The 16,005-nt window shown below is 69.9% G+C and carries 14 protein-coding genes and 1 tRNA gene; 6 read left to right on the forward strand and 9 right to left on the reverse strand.

The features are described from left to right. Position 1: 1 nt before the first annotated feature. The 4 genes from dmpG to IF129_RS03360 are packed head-to-tail and all read right to left on the reverse strand — an operon-like array spanning position 2 to position 4,749. Positions 2–1,081: a 4-hydroxy-2-oxovalerate aldolase gene (gene dmpG, locus IF129_RS03345; RefSeq protein ID WP_318153521.1), complete on the reverse strand. Its 1,080-nt coding sequence runs from the start codon at positions 1,079–1,081 to the stop codon at positions 2–4. Then, the gene (locus IF129_RS03350; protein ID WP_191207867.1) at positions 1,078–1,983 is read right to left on the reverse strand and encodes an acetaldehyde dehydrogenase (acetylating); all 906 of its coding nucleotides are present in this window, start codon (positions 1,981–1,983) and stop codon (positions 1,078–1,080) included. Before IF129_RS03350 ends, dmpG begins: the two co-directional genes overlap by 4 nt. Further along, the gene (locus tag IF129_RS03355; RefSeq protein WP_191207868.1) at positions 1,970–3,988 is read right to left on the reverse strand and encodes a carbamoyltransferase family protein; all 2,019 of its coding nucleotides are present in this window, start codon (positions 3,986–3,988) and stop codon (positions 1,970–1,972) included. The genes IF129_RS03350 and IF129_RS03355 overlap by 14 nt, the downstream gene beginning before the upstream one ends. Positions 3,989–4,002: 14 nt before the next feature. After that, complete coding sequence (locus tag IF129_RS03360) at positions 4,003–4,749, reverse strand: phytanoyl-CoA dioxygenase family protein (RefSeq protein ID WP_191207869.1); 747 nt, start codon at positions 4,747–4,749, stop codon at positions 4,003–4,005. A 272-nt stretch (positions 4,750–5,021) separates the two neighbouring features. Between IF129_RS03360 and IF129_RS03365 the strand changes: the two genes are divergently transcribed. Further along, positions 5,022–6,056 carry a beta-ketoacyl-ACP synthase III gene (locus IF129_RS03365; RefSeq protein WP_191207870.1) on the forward strand — a complete coding sequence of 345 codons (1,035 nt, stop codon included), beginning with the start codon at positions 5,022–5,024 and terminating at the stop codon, positions 6,054–6,056. A 235-nt stretch (positions 6,057–6,291) separates the two neighbouring features. Then, positions 6,292–7,149: a cupin-like domain-containing protein gene (locus IF129_RS03370; protein ID WP_191207871.1), complete on the forward strand. Its 858-nt coding sequence runs from the start codon at positions 6,292–6,294 to the stop codon at positions 7,147–7,149. A gap of 13 nt (positions 7,150–7,162) precedes the next feature. On the opposite strand, the gene IF129_RS26115 is transcribed toward IF129_RS03370, so the two are convergent. The 3 genes from IF129_RS26115 to IF129_RS03385 all read right to left on the reverse strand — a co-directional run bounded on the left by IF129_RS26115 (position 7,163) and on the right by IF129_RS03385 (position 10,027). Next, positions 7,163–7,594 (reverse strand): excalibur calcium-binding domain-containing protein, encoded by a 432-nt coding sequence (locus IF129_RS26115; RefSeq protein ID WP_318153522.1) that lies wholly within the window; start codon positions 7,592–7,594, stop codon positions 7,163–7,165. 187 nt (positions 7,595–7,781) lie between these two features. Further along, the gene (locus IF129_RS03380) at positions 7,782–8,981 is read right to left on the reverse strand and encodes a Cmx/CmrA family chloramphenicol efflux MFS transporter (protein WP_191207873.1); all 1,200 of its coding nucleotides are present in this window, start codon (positions 8,979–8,981) and stop codon (positions 7,782–7,784) included. An 806-nt stretch (positions 8,982–9,787) separates the two neighbouring features. Then, positions 9,788–10,027 carry a DUF7848 domain-containing protein gene (locus IF129_RS03385; protein ID WP_191207874.1) on the reverse strand — a complete coding sequence of 80 codons (240 nt, stop codon included), beginning with the start codon at positions 10,025–10,027 and terminating at the stop codon, positions 9,788–9,790. A 617-nt stretch (positions 10,028–10,644) separates the two neighbouring features. On the opposite strand from IF129_RS03385, the gene IF129_RS03390 reads away from it, so the two are divergent. Together IF129_RS03390 and IF129_RS03395 are read left to right on the forward strand one after the other, a co-directional pair. Beyond that, positions 10,645–11,250 carry an XRE family transcriptional regulator gene (locus IF129_RS03390; RefSeq protein WP_318153523.1) on the forward strand — a complete coding sequence of 202 codons (606 nt, stop codon included), beginning with the start codon at positions 10,645–10,647 and terminating at the stop codon, positions 11,248–11,250. A 281-nt stretch (positions 11,251–11,531) separates the two neighbouring features. Continuing rightward, on the forward strand, positions 11,532–11,945 hold the full coding sequence (locus IF129_RS03395; protein ID WP_191207875.1) for a hypothetical protein: 414 nt from the start codon (positions 11,532–11,534) through the stop codon (positions 11,943–11,945). Between the two features lie 848 nt (positions 11,946–12,793). On the opposite strand, the gene IF129_RS03400 is transcribed toward IF129_RS03395, so the two are convergent. Then, a tRNA-Ile gene (locus tag IF129_RS03400) sits at positions 12,794–12,862 on the reverse strand. A gap of 662 nt (positions 12,863–13,524) precedes the next feature. Here IF129_RS03400 and IF129_RS26670 point away from each other — a divergent pair. Both IF129_RS26670 and IF129_RS26675 read left to right on the forward strand, forming a co-directional pair. Then, positions 13,525–14,181 carry a DNA phosphorothioation-associated putative methyltransferase gene (locus IF129_RS26670; RefSeq protein WP_263576192.1) on the forward strand — a complete coding sequence of 219 codons (657 nt, stop codon included), beginning with the start codon at positions 13,525–13,527 and terminating at the stop codon, positions 14,179–14,181. Next, positions 14,178–14,357: a hypothetical protein gene (locus IF129_RS26675; RefSeq protein ID WP_263576193.1), complete on the forward strand. Its 180-nt coding sequence runs from the start codon at positions 14,178–14,180 to the stop codon at positions 14,355–14,357. Before IF129_RS26670 ends, IF129_RS26675 begins: the two co-directional genes overlap by 4 nt. A gap of 492 nt (positions 14,358–14,849) precedes the next feature. Here the strand turns inward: IF129_RS26675 and dndA are convergent, their stop codons facing one another. Then, positions 14,850–15,992 carry a cysteine desulfurase DndA gene (dndA, locus tag IF129_RS03410; RefSeq protein ID WP_191207876.1) on the reverse strand — a complete coding sequence of 381 codons (1,143 nt, stop codon included), beginning with the start codon at positions 15,990–15,992 and terminating at the stop codon, positions 14,850–14,852. Positions 15,993–16,005 lie beyond the last annotated feature (13 nt).

Below are 16,005 nucleotides of genomic sequence, written 5' to 3' on the forward strand. Positions count from 1 at the left end.
GTCAGCTCCGAGCGGCTCCCCGTCCACCGTCGTCACGCGCGCGGAGCGTGGTGTCGCTCCGCAGCTCCGTCACGACGTCGACGATGAGGTCCTCCTGCCCGGCGACCACCTGCCGCCTGCCCAACTCGAAGAAGACGTCGCGCGGATCGACCCCCGCGCGGCGGGAGGCGTCCAGCACCCGGTTTTTGAAGCCCGAGAATACCCCAGCCAGTCCGCTCACGATGCTTTCGGAGCTGATGGTGGGAGGCGCGGGCATGAGGGTCCGCTCGGCCAGGTCGCCCGCGTCCAGGAGGGCGTAGAGGTCGATGCCGGTGTCGAATCCCATCCGTTCCAGCACCGGCACGACGACCTCCAGCTGGGTGTTCCCCGCTCCGGCGCCGAACCCCCGGGCGCAGGCGTCGACGATCGTGGCACCCGCCGTCGCGGCGGCGACCGAGTTGGCCACGGCCATGCCCAGGTTGTTGTGTGCGTGGAAGATCACCGGCACGTCCACCGCGGCCGTGATCGCGGTGATCCGTTCCGTGACGTCGGTGGGCAGGTAGTGCCCGGAGGAGTCGAAGATCCCCACGGCCCGCGCGCCGTAGGAGACGAGCGCCGCGCACTGCTCCGCCAGCCGCCCCGGCTCGGCCATGTGGCTCATGAGCAGGACGCCCTGCGCCTCGACCCCCGTCTCGCCGAGGAGGTCCAGATGACGCTCGGCGACGTCGGCCTCGGTGCAGTGGGCGGCGACGCGTACGACGTCCGCGCCGTGCCGGACCGCCCGCCGCAGGTCGTCGCCCGTGCCCCAGCCGGGCAGCATGAAGACGCCCATCCGGCTGTTCGGCAGGGCCTCGCGGACCACCGCCAGCATCTCGTCGTCGCGCAGCCTGGCCCGGCCGACCTGCAGGGAGGAGGCGCCCAGGCCGTTCCCGTGCCCCACCTCGACCACGGGCACCCCGGCGGCGTCGGCCGCCGCCGCGTAGCCGCGCAGCTGCTCCGCGTCGAGCCGGTGGCGCACCGCGTGGTGCCCGTCCCGCAGGGTGGGGTCGTGGATCACGATGCGCGGCCGGTCCTCCGCGTGCTCGTCCACCGTCCGGCTCACGACAGCTCCTCCGTGGCGCCCGCCCGGGGCCGACGCGCGGCGTACCGCTCGGCGATCAGCACGGCGGCCGCGTTGATGATGTCCAGGTTCCCCGCGTACCGGGGAATGCGGTCCCCCGCGGCCGTCACCTCGACCGCGACGAAGATCCGCTCGTCGGTGACGGTGCAGGCGGTCACCCGGTAGCCGGGGGTGTGGCGGCGCACCTCGGCGGCCGCGGCCTCGACGTGCGCCGCGACGGTGTCCTCGTCCGCGCCGGGCACGACGAGGGACATCGCGACGCGGAACGGTGCGGGTGGCCGCGCGGGGCTCAGGTTGACGATGGCCTTGACGTCGGCGACACCGGTGAACGTGCGCACGGCCGTCTCCGTCGTCGCGATGTACTCGTCCAGGTTGAGGCGGGTGGCCCGGCCCACGCTGACACTCGCGGCCGTGGTGACCACCTCGACGTACTCCGGGTACCGCGGCCGGCACAGGCGCGCGAGCGCGTGGAGGACGGGCACGGAGGCCTGGCCCCCGCAGCTCACCAGGTTGACGTTGCGGTGCAGCAGCGCGTCGGCGCCGTTGACCGTGGGCACGACCATGTGGCCCACCCGGCTCGGCGTGAGGTCGACCAGCAGCGTCCCGAGCGGCTCGAGCCGGGCCCAGTGCTCGGCGTGCGCCGTCGCGTTGGTGGCGTCGAAGACGACGTCGAACGGTTCACGCCCGGCGACCAGCGCGTCCACGCCGCCCGCCGCCGTCGCGCAGCCCAGCGCGGCGGCGTGCCGCAGACCGCGCGTCTCCTCGGTGCGCCCGACCACCAGTTCACAGCTCAGCGCCGGGGACCGCTGGATCTTGGTGACGAGGTCGATGCCGATGAGCCCGGCACCGAGGACGGCGACCCTCAGGGGTTCACTGCGGGGCATCGGCGAGCGACCTCCCCCGCGCCAGCAGCAGCCGGTCCGCCAAGAGCCCGCGCACGACGCGCAGCGCCTCCGCGCGCTGCGCCGCCTCCGGACAGTGCGTCTTCAGCAGGTCGCGCAGCGGGGTGGCGCCGTCGGCGTGCGCGAGCAGCAGGAAGGCGGAGGACGTCAGCTCCACGCCCGGACCGCCCCGGGGCCGGCTGGTGAGCCGGTAGGCGGGCCCGTCCTCGCCGACCGCGGCACTCAGCTCCACGCCCGGCGCCCGGGCCGGCAGGCAGTCCTCCAGCGCGTCGGCACCGGAGGGCGGCGGGACGGGGGCCACGACGCGGTCCTCGATCACCAGCGCGTCCATCTGCGTCGCCAGCAGCACGTCGACGGCCTGCGCGGGCGTCTCGACGATCGGCTCCCCGCGCACGTTCATGCTCGTGTTGACGAGGACCGGCACGCCCGTCCGCTCGCCGAACGCGGTGAGCAGCGCGTGCCAGCGCGGGTTGCGGACGCGGTCGACCGTCTGGACGCGGGCCGATCCGTCGACGTGCGTCACGGCGCCGAGGCGGTCCCGCCACTCGGGGCGCACCGGCACGACCCGCAGCATGTACGGGCTCTCCGGATCCGGGCCCATGTCGAAGAACCGATCGGCCACCTCCACCGGCACGATGGGGGCGTAGGGCCGGAACTCCTCCCGGTACTTGATCGAACGGTTGAGGTGCTCCCAGGTCTCGCGCTCGAACGGCGCGGCCATGATGGAGCGGTGGCCGAGCGCGCGCGGCCCGAACTCGGAACCGCCCTCGAACCAGCCGACCACCTGCCCGGCGGCCAGCCGTTCGACGACCTGCCGCTGCGCGTACCCGGCGACGTCCAGGAACCCGCCGCGCTCCCCCAGCGCGGCCTCGACCTCCTCGGGCCGGTAGGGGCGGCCCAGGAAGTCGTGCGGCACCTGGCCCCGCTTGGTCTCACCGGTGAGCAGGTAGTGCGCGGCCGCCGCGACACCCACGGAGACACCCGCGTCGTGGCTGGCCGGCATGGCGTAGAAACGGCGCACGCCCGACTCCCGCACCATGCGCTGGTTCGCGACGCTGTTGAGCGCCACCCCGCCGGCGTAGGCCAGGTCGGGCTCACCGGTCCGCTCCAGCACCCGGGCGGCCCGCTCGGTCAGCGCCACCTCCAGGTCGGCCTGCACCCGCGCGGCCAGGTCGCGGTACTCCATGGGGCCGCCCCGCCGGTTGGCCCGGCGAAGGTCCTGCTTCCACACGCTGCCGAAGCGGGACACCCCGTCGTCGTCCCGGGTCAGCAGACTCGCCCCGAAGCGCGCCGGGTCGCCGTAGGGGGCCAGCCCCATGAGCTTCCCGCCCTCCTGCCAGTCGCCGAAGACGTACTGGGAAACGGCCGCGTAGGTCTCCCCCAGCGAGGAGGACCCGCACATGGGGTGGAAGGACGCCGCCATGGCACGGTCCACCAGCCGGTAGCCGCTCCGGTCGAAGACGTACGCCGACTCCACGTGGTACGGCGGCCGGGGCACCGGCATCGGCGTGTTGGCGTACGCGGCGAGCTCGGGCCCCCGCAGGAGGAGGTCGTCGGCGCCGATCACGCTGCCGCCGGAGCCGTCCACCACCCAGACGGCCGACCGGTCGAACGGGCTGGAGAAGAACGTCGCGAAGGCGTGGGCCAGGTGGTGCGAGACGAACACCGACCGCTCACCCACCGGATCGAACAGGTCGAAGCTCTCGTCCGCGAAGGGGAAGTTGAGCCCCACCTGACTTGGGACCAGGTTCTGGGTGTTGAACGCGAAGAGGTCCACGTCGTCGGGCGTGAGCCCCGCCGCGTCGAGGCAGTAGTCGGCGGCGAGCCGCGTGTTGAGGTAGGGGCGGCCGTCCCGCTTGACGCGCGTGAGCCGTTCGAGCTGGATGGCGGCGACGACCTGCCCGCCGCGCAGGAGACACGCCGAGGCGTCGTGGCTGCACGACATCCCGAGCACGACGGGGCCGTCTTCGGCCCGGCTGGAGACCATGGAGGAGTGACCGCCTAGGAGTTCTGCGGAAGCGGCGCGTCGCGCAGCGGACGCGTCGAGCCGTAGCGCGAGACCTGCGTCGCGTTCTTCGGCTCCGAGTAGTAGTTGACGACCGAGGCGAGCCGGTCGTGGTCGGAGCGGTTGCGCGCACTGGCGTGGACCGTCAGGACGTCCAGGAACAGCGCGTCGCCGGGCTCCATGACGGCCGCTTCGACCGTGCTCAGGTCCAGGGTGTTCTCGCGCACCTGGTAGTCGTCCAGGTCCTCGTGCGGCAGAAGCTGCTTGTGCGAGCCGGGGAGCAGCTCGATGCCGCCGCGCTCCGGCGTCGCCGGGTCGATCGCGCACCAGAGGGTGAGCTGCCGCGCCGACAGGTCCGTCCAGTACGCGAGATCCTGGTGCATCGGTTTGCGGCGCCCACTTCTCGCGGGCTTGAAAATGAGCTTGGAGGAGTGCAGGTAGATGCGGGGCCCCATCAGATCCTCGACGTGATCAAGAACACGCGGAGAACCGAATATCCCGCGGAAACCGGCGTCGTTGTCGAAAGGCGCCGGAACACGGCGCAGCACCGGCGCGGCGCTTCCGTCCTGATCCCAGGCCGTACCGTCCGCAGCGGAGGCCGACGCGGACTCGGCCGCGGCGGCACGCTGGTAGTACGCCTTGATGTACGTGATGTCCTCCGGGCTCAGAAAGCCCGGAACTATGCAGTAACCGTCCCGGCTGAACTGCTCGGCCTGAGCGGCGGTAAGCGCCTTGAGCGTCATATGCCCGAGCGTACTGACGGACCACCACATGATCAACGTGCTTTTGGTGAAAGGACCTTCACGGTGTTCCCGCACCCCGCATTCGGGGCGGGGGTGGGGCGGCCGTCGTCATCCTACCCGGGTGACGCCGCCGCCCGCGCCGCGCGCACGGCGCTGACCTGCGGATCGCCGGCCGTCCGCTCTACACTGATCGCCGACACGACCGACCGAACGGGCGAGGTAAGCGCTGTGCGACGGATACTCCGCAACTCCCTTCGCTCCGGGACGCGTCGATGACGGCCGACGGACCGCCCACCACCGCCCCGGCAGACCGGGCGGCGGTGCTCTGCGGCCTCGGACACTGGCTCCCGCCCACGGTCGTGACCAACGAGGAGCTGAGCTCGCGGCTCGACACCTCGGAGGAGTGGATCCGCAGCCGCACCGGCATCTCCACCCGGCATCTGGCCGGCCCGAACACGGCCACCTCCGACCTGGCGGTGGAAGCGGGCGCCCGGGCGCTGAAGTCGGCGGGCGGCGGTGAGGTCCAGGCCCTCGTCCTCGCCACGACGACGCCCGACCACCCCTGCCCCGCCACGGCCCCGGACGTCGCCGCCCGCCTCGGCATGACGGGCATCGCCGCCTTCGACGTCTCCGCCGTGTGCACCGGCTTCCTCTACGGCCTCGCCACGGCGGCCGGACTCATCGCGGCGGGCACCGCGGAGCGCGTGCTCCTCATCGCGGCCGAGACGTTCTCCACCCTCCTGGACCCGCAGGACCGCACCACCGTGCCGATCTTCGGCGACGGCGCGGGGGCGGTCGTCCTGCGGCGCGGCTCCGCCGAGGAGCCCGGGGCGATCGGACCCGTCGTGCTCGGCAGCGACGGGGGACGCCGCGAGCTGATCGCCGTCGACGCGGGCGGCTCCCGCCGCCGCGCCGACGGACCGGCGGACACCGCGCCCGACGGCTACTTCCGGATGCGGGGCCGGGAGGTCTTCCGGCAGGCCGTCGAGCGCATGGGCGAGGCGTCCCGGAGCGCGGTGGCGGCCGCGGGCTGGTCGCTGGAGACGGTGGACCGGCTCGTGGCCCACCAGGCCAACGCCCGCATCACCTCCTTCGTCGCCTCGGAGCTGGACATCCCGACGGCGCGGTGCGTGCACAACATCGGACGGGTCGGCAACACCGCCGCCGCCTCGATCCCCCTCCTGCTCTCCCAGGCCGCGCAGGACGGCACGCTCACCCCGGGGCACCGCGTCCTCATGACCGCCTTCGGCGGCGGGCTGACCTGGGGCGCCACCACCCTCGTGTGGCCCGGGCCCGACCTCGGGTAGCTCCGCGCCGACGCGGCCCGAGGTGGGCGACGCCGAGGGGCGGCATGTCGGTTCGGCCTGGCGGAACAACCCCTGACCAGGGCTGGAGATCGCCCTCTTGATCGTTTAAGGTGTGCGTGCCGTGCCATAGTGTCTATACGCATGGCACCCGGGGGCCGCGCGGCGGACACCTGCTCGCCAGGAGCGGGCACTCCACCCCGCAGCGCGGTCACCGTCACAGAGGGGGGATTTCCTGATGAGCGACACCGATACCGCGTACTTCGGCATCAAGAGCGTTCCCTATCCCCGGTTGAGCCTTGACGAATTCCTGGCCTGGGGCCCGGAAGCCGTCATCAGGGCGGACACCCCCGCGGTGATCGACATCCTCCCCTCCCCCGACCCCGGGCACTACCGCACCGCCGTTCTGGAAAAGCTCGGGGACGCCACGGTGACACTGGTCCGGAAGGACCGCACCAAGGAGAACGAAACACGCGCCGAGGTCTCGAAAATACCCCTGCGGGAATTCTTCGAGAAGGAGCCCTACACCTCGAACACGGACGGCACCTACCGCGTCGTCTCCAACATCAAGCACCACGCGGAGACGATCAGCGCACTGCTCGGCTTCGACACCACCAGAATGTTCGACTACCGGGCCCCGCTGAACTCGGCGAACCTGTGGGTGAACTACGGCGGAATGCGGTCCCGCAACCACTTCGACGACCTGGAGAACTTCAACATCCAGCTCGAAGGCCGGAAGCGGTTCGTCGTGATGCCCCCGGGCTTCCGGAACTACTACGTCCGCTCACCCCTGCACGGCTACGCCAACACCTCCAGGAGCGTCCGCGTCGACCACGCCGACCTCGGCCGCTACCCCAGGCTCGCGGCCGCGCTGGCCCGGCGCCGGGACATCGTCCTGGAGCCGGGCCAGATGCTGTACCTCCCCATGGGCTGGTGGCATCAGGTCGACGCGATGGACGGCCTGAACATCAACCTCAACTTCTGGCTGTACCACCCGAAGATGCTGCGCCGCCCCCTCATGCTCGCCGACTCCCTCTACAAGGTCGCCTTCCGCAAACTGAACGGCCTCTACAACCTGCAGCCGGAGAAGCCGTAGGGAGCGCCGGGCTTCAGCCCTTCGCCCGGCGGCGGCCGAGGGCGACCAGGCCGGCCCCCGCCAGCAGGACGGCGGCACCCCCGCCCACCAGGTACGGGGTGTCGTCGTCGCCGCCGGTCTCGGCCAGCTCCGTGGCGTCCTCCGCCCCCTCCCCGCCCGTCGGCTCCTCCGGGGCGGAGGTCGGCTCCGTCGTGTCCTCGACGACGACCTGCTCCTCGACGGGCACGAAGCCCGAGGGCGGCTGGTCGCACCCGATGCCGTCCCGGTCGCGGTCCAGGTGCGAGCCGTAGTGCTCGTCGCCCCGCGGGATGTTCGCGTGGCCGGACTCGTACGCCTCGGTGCAGTTCGTGAACGGGTGGTTGCCGTCGTGTGCCTGAGCAGTCGTCGGCAGCACGGCGAGGACCACCGCGCCGGCGGCCACGCCGAGGGAGTTCTTGAGCTTCACGGGTACCTCTCGTCTGTACGTACGGGCGACGCGGGCGTCCGCCCCGTCCCCCCTGGAGTCCTGTCTCCGGGCGCGCTCCAGAGACCGCGCGAAGCGGTCGCAGTGGGGGGACTGGAACGTACTTCCTCCGGAAGCACGCAGACCGTAGCGCGTGCTCACCCATTCGGCAACAGACCACTTCAGAGGGTTACCTGAGCGCACGCACATCCGACCGCTCCCGTGTCCGACCGAACTCCGTGGCGCCGAGGACCCCTGCACCCCGCGCCACCCCCGCCACGGCCAGGGCGACGCCGACGAGCACGGCGCTCACCACGAGCGGCGAGCGGTGGCCGAGGCCGCCGCCCAGCGCGAGACCGCCCAACGCCGGCCCGGCGGCGGCCCCGACGTTGAGCGCCGCCGTGGCGAAGCCGCCGCCCAGCGTGGGGGCGTCCGACGCCGTGTACAGGGCCCGTGCGATGAGCGTCGAGCCCACGCCGAAGGAGAGCGCCCCCTGGACGAAGACGAGGATCAGCGCAACGACCGGGTTCGCGGCGGTGAGCGCGAAGACCGGCCAGCCCACCAGCAACGCCGCCCCACCGACCGCGAGCACCTGCCCGGAACGCGCGTCCGCCAACCGTCCACCCACGTTGACCCCGACGAAGGACCCGATGCCGAACAGCGCCAGCACGGCGGGCACCCACCCGGAGCCCAGCGCCGTCACATGGGTGAAGACGGGCGCGAGGTAGGTGAACGAACAGAACGTCGCTCCGTTGACCAACGCGCCCAGACCGAGGATCACCAGCAGCCGAGGCGCACGGAACGCCCGCAGCTCGTGACGGACGCGGGGAGCCGCAGGGTCGACGGGCGTCGCCGGAACGGACCGCAGCACCGCCAGGACGGCGGGGGCGGAGAGGAGCGCGACGCCCCAGAAGGCCGAACGCCAGCCCCACACCTCGCTCAGGACGGCCCCGAGGGGAACCCCCGCGACGCAGGCGAGCGTGACTCCGCTCAGGAGCACCGACGTCGCCCGCCCCTTGGCACGGGAGCCCGCCAGGCTCCCCGCCGTCGCGAGACCGACCGCGAGGAAGCCCGCGTTCGCCAGGGCGGCGACGACCCGGGTGACGAAGAGAACCTCGAAGCTGTCGGTGAGCGCACCGACGACGTGGGCGAGGAGGAAGGTGACGAGGAAGGCGAGCAGCGCCCGGCGGCGTGGCCACCGCAGGCTCAGCATCGCGACGAGCGGCGCGCCGACGACCATGCCGACGGCGAAGGCGGAAGTGAGCGAACCGGCGGCCTGCAAGGAGACGCCCAGATCGGCGGCCAGGTCCTCGACCAGCCCGGACAACATGAACTCGGACGTTCCCTGGGCGAAGACGGCCAGCCCGAGAACGTAGACGGCGAACGGCATGCAGAAGCTCCCACGACATCGCAGAACAGGGGGCACGACGCACGGACGGAAGGTCGGTGGTCGCGTGGGAGCGTCCCGGACGGATTCCGGACGTGCTCCCGCGATGCGGTGGATCCGTGGCGATCGGCGCGACGCGCTGCCCGGCGCGGGGCCGGAGGAAGCAGGGGTCGTCAGGGGGTCACGCGGTCAGCCACCGGATCACCGGTGGCCCGCTTCTCTCCGCCTCAGGACTCGACACGCACGCCAACCTAGCAACCCCCACCCACCCCGTCTCGTCCCTCCGGCAGAAACTCGCTGTCGGACCGGACACCGGCCGCACCCCGGCGTCACCACAGCCGGGACCTATTCCGCTCTGCCCGACCGATACCGCCTCGGGCCCGTACGCGATCAGTCCAAGGCTGCCCGCCGAGCACGCTTCGCGTCTGCACTCGCCCGAGCCGCAACGGCGAACTCACCCCGCTCACCACGCACGGCCAGCCTCTCGGCTGCCTCCGCCCGATTGCGGCGTGCCACGTTTTCCCGCAGATCGTCCAACAGGTCGTCTAACGGCTCAGGTTCGCCCATGCAGATATGTTGCCCCTGCGCCCGGACAAACCCATTTCTTGCTGAGCTGGGCCATCACGGCCGAGCGTTGGCGACGACGCGGTCGTGTAGTCCAGCGATGCAGGGGGCGCAACAGTAGACGTCAGCGATGACGTAGCCCGTTGTCTCGGCAACGCCGATCCGCAGAACGCGCGCACGGTGCCGACCGCACCAACCCCAGCACGGCCCCCACACCCAACGGTCGTCGCCCCCCGGCTTCATGGTCACAGCCACTCCCCCGGCACCATCCGGTACGGCAGGCGGAGCACATGCCGATACGTGAAGTGCTCCGGAAACCCGCGGAGGTGCACCAAGGCCCAACCGGACGCCGTCGTGGCGTCGGCCTCCTCCGGACCGAACTCCCCGCAGACGGCGCACTGCATGGCGTACGCCACCGGCTCCACGTCGGGCTCCGCGTCCGGCCGCACGACAAAGCTCCGGAAGCGGTAAGTCGCCCGGCTCATCGGCCCAGCTCCTCAAAATGCTTGCGGATGGCCTTGCTCAACTCGTCGCACCGGCGGCTCAGGTCGTCCTCGGGAGCCGGCTGCGTCTCGTCGCCCGCATCTCCCTCGTTCGCACAGAGCATCACGACACAGCCGCCTGAATCCGTACAACCGGCGCCTCCCACTCGCGCCCGCCACCCACCGGACGGAGATAAGCCTGCCGACTCACGACCTGACCGTCATCGGCCCGTTCCACCAGCACCCCCATCAGTTGTCCGGTCCGCCCCGTGCACGCGTCATGCACCAGCGTTCCCCGAGGAAACGGAAGCTCGTCAGCATGTCCAAGTGTCGCCATGTTCGGTGATCCCCTGCTCGCAACTTTTCAGTAAACAGATCATCGCTGTGTGCTGAGGTCATCGAGTTGGTCATGAGGCAGCGGGCTGGGCCGTCCGGGCGGTAGGTTCGAAAACGCCCAAACGACCCATGGAGGGGCCTTGAACGCTGCGCTGCGCCGGGCTATGAGCGAGAGGAAGTTGTCACCCCGTCAGCTGGCAACCCACGTGGGTGTCACAGCCAAGACTGTGGAACGGTGGTTGGGGAACGCCGAACTCGTCCCGCACGCGAGGAACCGCGCGGACGTGGCCGAAGTGCTGGGGGTTGATGAGCCGATGCTGTGGCCGAAGGCGATGCAAACGGTCGTCAAGACCGGACCGGACCGTGAAGTGGTCAGCGTGTATCCGTATCGCTCAGCCTGTCCCACATCGGTGTGGGCCGAGCTGATCCACGCCGCCGAGCAGGACATCGTCTTCGCCGGGTACACGAACTACTTCCTGTGGACCTCGCAGCCCGGTTTCCCGTCCACGTTGCGCACCAAGGCGGGTCGGGGCTGCCGCGTACGGTTCCTCCTGGGTGACCCCACCGGCGATGTCACCCGACAGCGGGAAGAGATCGAGGACGTGACGCTCTCGGTCTCCACACGCATCCGCGTATCCCTTGAGGCGCTGGAAAAGCTCGGCTCTCCGGAGGGTATCGAGGCCCGCTTCAGCAGCACCTTGGACGCGCCCCACCACGTCGGCTTGTCGCTGTTCCGCTTCGACGATCAGATGCTGGTCACGCCGCATCTGGCACGGCTGGTGGGCCACGACTCCCCAATGATGCACCTCCGCCGCCACCAGGACGACGGCATGTTCGACCGTTTCGCGCAGAGCACCGAGGAGCTGTGGGAGCGCGGACGGCCCGTGTGAGGGGCATGAGTGCACGACCTCAGGAGCGGGTGGGGCCGCACTGACCCTGCCGCGAACCGCTCGACGAGCGGGCACCCACTCATGCCGCCACCGGATACACGCTTCTTCCACCGCTGTGGAGCCGGACGGCAGGTGCTGAGGTGACTTCACCCGTCCCGAGCCGGACAGGGCTGGCCAGCTCCGCCGAGGTGTCTGACACGCAGCGACGTCCGCCCGGCGACGCCCACCCACGTCCGACGGCGTTCGTAGACTGACGTGCCGCCGACGGAAGGAAGACCACCATGCGACCCCAGCGTTTCGAGGCCCTCGTCCTGGATCTGGCCAAGAACGACCCCAGGGTCGGCACCGTCACCACGCTGAAGGAGGCCGGAGACGACCGGTACCCGTACGGGCTGGCTGTCCGCGTGGACGGCCGCGAGATGCGCTTCCAGTTCATCGCGCAGTCCCGCGACGGGGACAAGTTCACCGAGCCCGAGCGCGTCACCGAGGCCGAGCAGCCGTTCGACGTCGACCGGGTACCGGCAGGTGGTCTGCCCGAGGAACGGTTCATCGCCGAGCTCGTCGCCCGCTCCGGCTCCCGCGAACTCGTCGATGTCGTGATCTGGTCCTCTCGGCCGGACAACCGGGACGGCAACGAGGGGGCCAGCTTCTTCTTCGCCGACACGGCGAGGATCTACGCCCGCGTCGTCCGCTGAACCACCGACGGGCGTGCGTAAGGCACCACTGAGCACGGACCTGCACCACCATCCATCAAGGAGGTAGTCATGTCTGACCAGTCCGGTTGCGGCTCCTGCGGGGCCCGGGTGAGCGTCCCACCCGGCACTCCCTGCCCGCCCCACCAGCCCGCCGGTGATCGGGCCATGTGTCCCGGCGCCGGTCAGCCGACCCAGTAGCCGGACGCCCAGGCCCCCGCTCAGCTCTGGCTGGGCGGGGGCCTCCTCGTTGGGCGCAAGTTCGAGTAGTGGGAAAAACAGGATGGCTGGACCGCCGAGCGAATCACCCGACGGCCAGCCCCCTGCAGACGCAGTCAAGAGCGTCCCCGCGCTCGGGAGGGCAAGACCTACCCAACGTTGGGTAGGTCTTGCCCTCCCGAGCGCGGGGCAACCGACTCCGCGCGTGCTCACCGGCCCCGACCCCCGGAGCATCCCCGCACGCGCGGGGTAACGCCTCCTCCTGCCTGGCCCAGCTTGGCCCCTCCGAGTCGACAGTGCGCCGCCGGGGCCGACCCACATGGGTCGATCATCACGGAGATGCGCAGCCGGTGTCGCGGCATGAGGCGATCCGTGTCGGACACGGGCCGACGGCGGCGGGAGGGGCCGCCCGCGCTCGTCGCGAGCAGCCGGGCGGCGAGCACGAGCCGTCGGTGACACAGTCGAGCTCCGTTCAGCTGCGGCTGGTCGGGGGCTTCGTCATGTGTGATTGTTTGCTGCTCGAGCCGACAGCGGGCCGGCCGCTGATCTTCGCAAGGTCCGCACCCGCCCGTTCCCCGACCGCTCACCACTCGTTGTGCCGGTCGGTAGATTCCCATCGTGGAGCCCTGGAGTGGGGCGGGTGGGACTCGAACCCACGGCCGACGGATTATGAGTCCTTTTCGGCTGTTCCGATCCGCCCCGGCTCTTGCCCCGTCTTTCCCATAACTGCAGGTCAGAGGAATTTTGCCGTTCTGGCTCTGTGCAGGCTTTCCTGATCCTTCCGGGTCCTTCCGTCCCCTGCGTGTCCCCTGGAGGTCCTCCGAGAGCCCTCCCGAGGGAGTCACGTGGGGGTGTCTGCACAGATCTACGCAGGTTGAGCAGCGGGACAAGTCGAGGTCTGGACCCCGCACGCAGCGGAGAGCCTTACCGGAGCAACGTTCTCACCTCTCGTACCGGAGGTAGAGCCGAAGGGCTTTTCGCAGGTCAGCCACCGCTCCCCAGCGTAACGTGCAGCACCGTTCAAGCTGCCTCCGCGCCACCGAATTCGAGCGGCAGCACATCAGGGATCGCCGTGACCGGATCTTTCCTCCCGGGCTGCTGCACGGCGAGGTCGTAGCCACCGCCCCGCGCTGCTCCGGACCCGTGCTGGTGACGCTCGGCAGGGGGACAAGGCTCCAGTTCTGGAACGGCATCTCTACCGTGCCCGATACTCTCCGGACTACATGGAATTGGGCAGAGGCGTGGACATGGAGCAAAGGACCTGGGCCAGTGAACGTCGGCTGACGGCAATCAGTCGAGCGAGCCTGTCCGTCCCCGCGCGGCAGCCATTATCGACAGACAGGTCAGCCCCGGACGCACGGTTTTGGACTACGGCTGCGGACATGGCGGGGATGTGCGTGCCCTCCGGCAACTGGACTGCCACGTCACGGGCTGGGATCCCTTCTACCAGCCGGACACCGTGCTGCAGCCCGCTGACGTCGAACTGTTGACGTACGTCCTCAACGTCATCGAGGACCCTCAGGAACGGCGAAAGACCCTCAAAGCGGCTTGGGACCTCGCGGGAACTGTCCTGATCGCATCGGCCCGGCTCACGTGGGAGAAGTCCAAGGTCCGCGGCGAGGCATTCGGCGACGGGTTGCTCACTAGCCGGCAGACGTTCCAACACCTCTTCGGCGCCAGTGAACTGCGCAACTACGTCGAGGAAGTCACCGGAGTCCGCACCGTTTCGGCAACTCCCGGCATGGTGTATGCGTTCAAGGATGAGACAGCGCGACTCAGCTACCTCGCGCGGCGCATCATCCCCGACAAGGAATGGCTCGCTTCCGAGGACACGGCATCAGCTATCGCCGCCATCGTGGATCATGCCGAGCGGCGCGGTCGGCTGCCCCCCCCATGGAAGAGGTGCCCCAGCCGATGGCCGAACTCCTCGGCCAACTGCGTCCCAACGAGATCCGTCGACTCGTCCGTGACTCCGCAGACCAGGCCAAGGTCGAAGGAGGCGGCAAACAGAGCACGTTGAACACGCTGCTTTTTCTGGCCGTCGAACTCTTCAACGGCCGAGGGCCCTTCAGCAGCCTGCCCCTGAGTGTCCAACTCAACGTCCGCGCCTTCTTCACGTCGTACAAGGAAGCGTGCCAGCGCGCCGACCGCCTCCTGCTGAAGCTTCGCGACGACACATACATCGCGGGGCCATGAACGCCTCCGCGGTGGGGAAGCTGACCCCAACCGCCCCATACGTGCACCGCCGGGCCGTCGACCGCATGCCCACCGTGCTACGCCTCTACGAGTACTGCGCATCGATCGCAGCCGGCCGCCCGTCGGAGTGGACCGTGGCCAAGCTCCGGCACCGAGGACGTACCGTGAGCTGGCTCAACTACCCCGACTTCGACAAGGACCCGCATCCCCGCATCCGCTCTTCGTACCAGGTAGACCTGCAGAGCCTTGAGACCTCCCACACCTCTTACGCAGACTCCGTGAACCGCCCATTGTTCCACCGCAAGCACGAGTTCCTCGCTCCGGACGATCGCGACGTCGACCGGTACAAGAGACTGACCGCATCAGAGGTGCGCGCAGGCCTGTCGAATCACCGCACCTCATCGGCACAGAGAACGGCTGGGAGGCAGAACTCATCCGCTGTGGGGGCCAGCTCCGGGGGCACCGCCTGGTGCGGCGCACGTCCTCGTGAGGTCAAGCCGTGTCCGGCTGAAGCCTCTTGATGGTCTCCACGAGATCAGCCGGATCCAGCTCGGTCGTCTGGCTGGGGAACCACGAGAGGCGAAGCCCGTTCGAGGCTACCTCTGCCGGCAAGCCCATGGCGGTGAGTACGTGGCTCGGCGTGTACGAGGCGCTCGTGCAGGCAGACCCCGTGGCGACTGCGACCTGGTCCTTGAGCATGACGATCAGTGCTTCAGCGTCCACCCCGTCGAAGGACAGGTTCAGGATGTGCGGGAGGGTGTGCTCCTGGTCGCCGTTCACAGTGAAGCGGGTCTTACCCAGTGCCTCCAGCAGGCGGTCACGGAACGCGGAGGCTTCCTTCAGCCACCGGGCGTGCTCCTTGTGGAAGAGCTTCGCTGCTTCCACAAGCCCCATGATCAACGGGACAGGAAGCGTGCCGGGCCGCAGCCCTCGCTCCTGACCGCCTCCGAACATGATCGGCTTCAACGGGATCGCGTCCCAACCCCGATGCCGTGCAAGGAGCATCCCGATCCCCTTGGGGGCGCCGATCTTGTGACCGCTCACGCTGATCAGATCGATCGGGGCCGTCAGGTCCTGCGTCAACTTCCCGTAGCCCTGAGCGGCATCGACATGGAAGAAGGTCTCCGTCTCACGGATCTTGCTCGCCAGCTCAGCGACTGGCTGAACGACGCCGGTCTCGTTGTTGACGTGCATCAGAGACACCAGCAGCGTGTCCGGGCGAAGCCGCTCCATGACTGCTTCCACCGTGACCCGCCCCGACGCGCCGGGCTCGATGAAGTCAACCTCGAAGCCACGGGTCTGCAGGTGCTCCAGTGGCTCGATGACGGCCTTGTGCTCGACCGCAGAGGTGATGATGTGACGCCGCTCGGTCGCCTCACCGTGCGCCGCGAGCCCCAACAGGGCGATGTTGTTGCTCTCGGTGGCGCCACTTGTGAAGATCAGCTCATCCGGGTCTGCGTTGAACGTGCCAGCGAGGTGCTGGCGGGACTGCTGGACAGCACGCTTCGCACGAGTCCCGTACTCGTGGGTGCGACTGCCGGCGTTGCCGAACTCCTCGGTCATCCAGTACAGGACGACCTCGGCCACTCGCGGATCCACGCGAGTCGTCGCTGCCGCATCAAGGTACGTAACCATGGGGTCCACCACA

The sequence above is a fragment of the Streptomyces chumphonensis genome (assembly GCF_014779715.1).
GTDB classification, from domain to species: Bacteria; Actinomycetota; Actinomycetes; order Streptomycetales; family Streptomycetaceae; genus Streptomyces; species Streptomyces chumphonensis.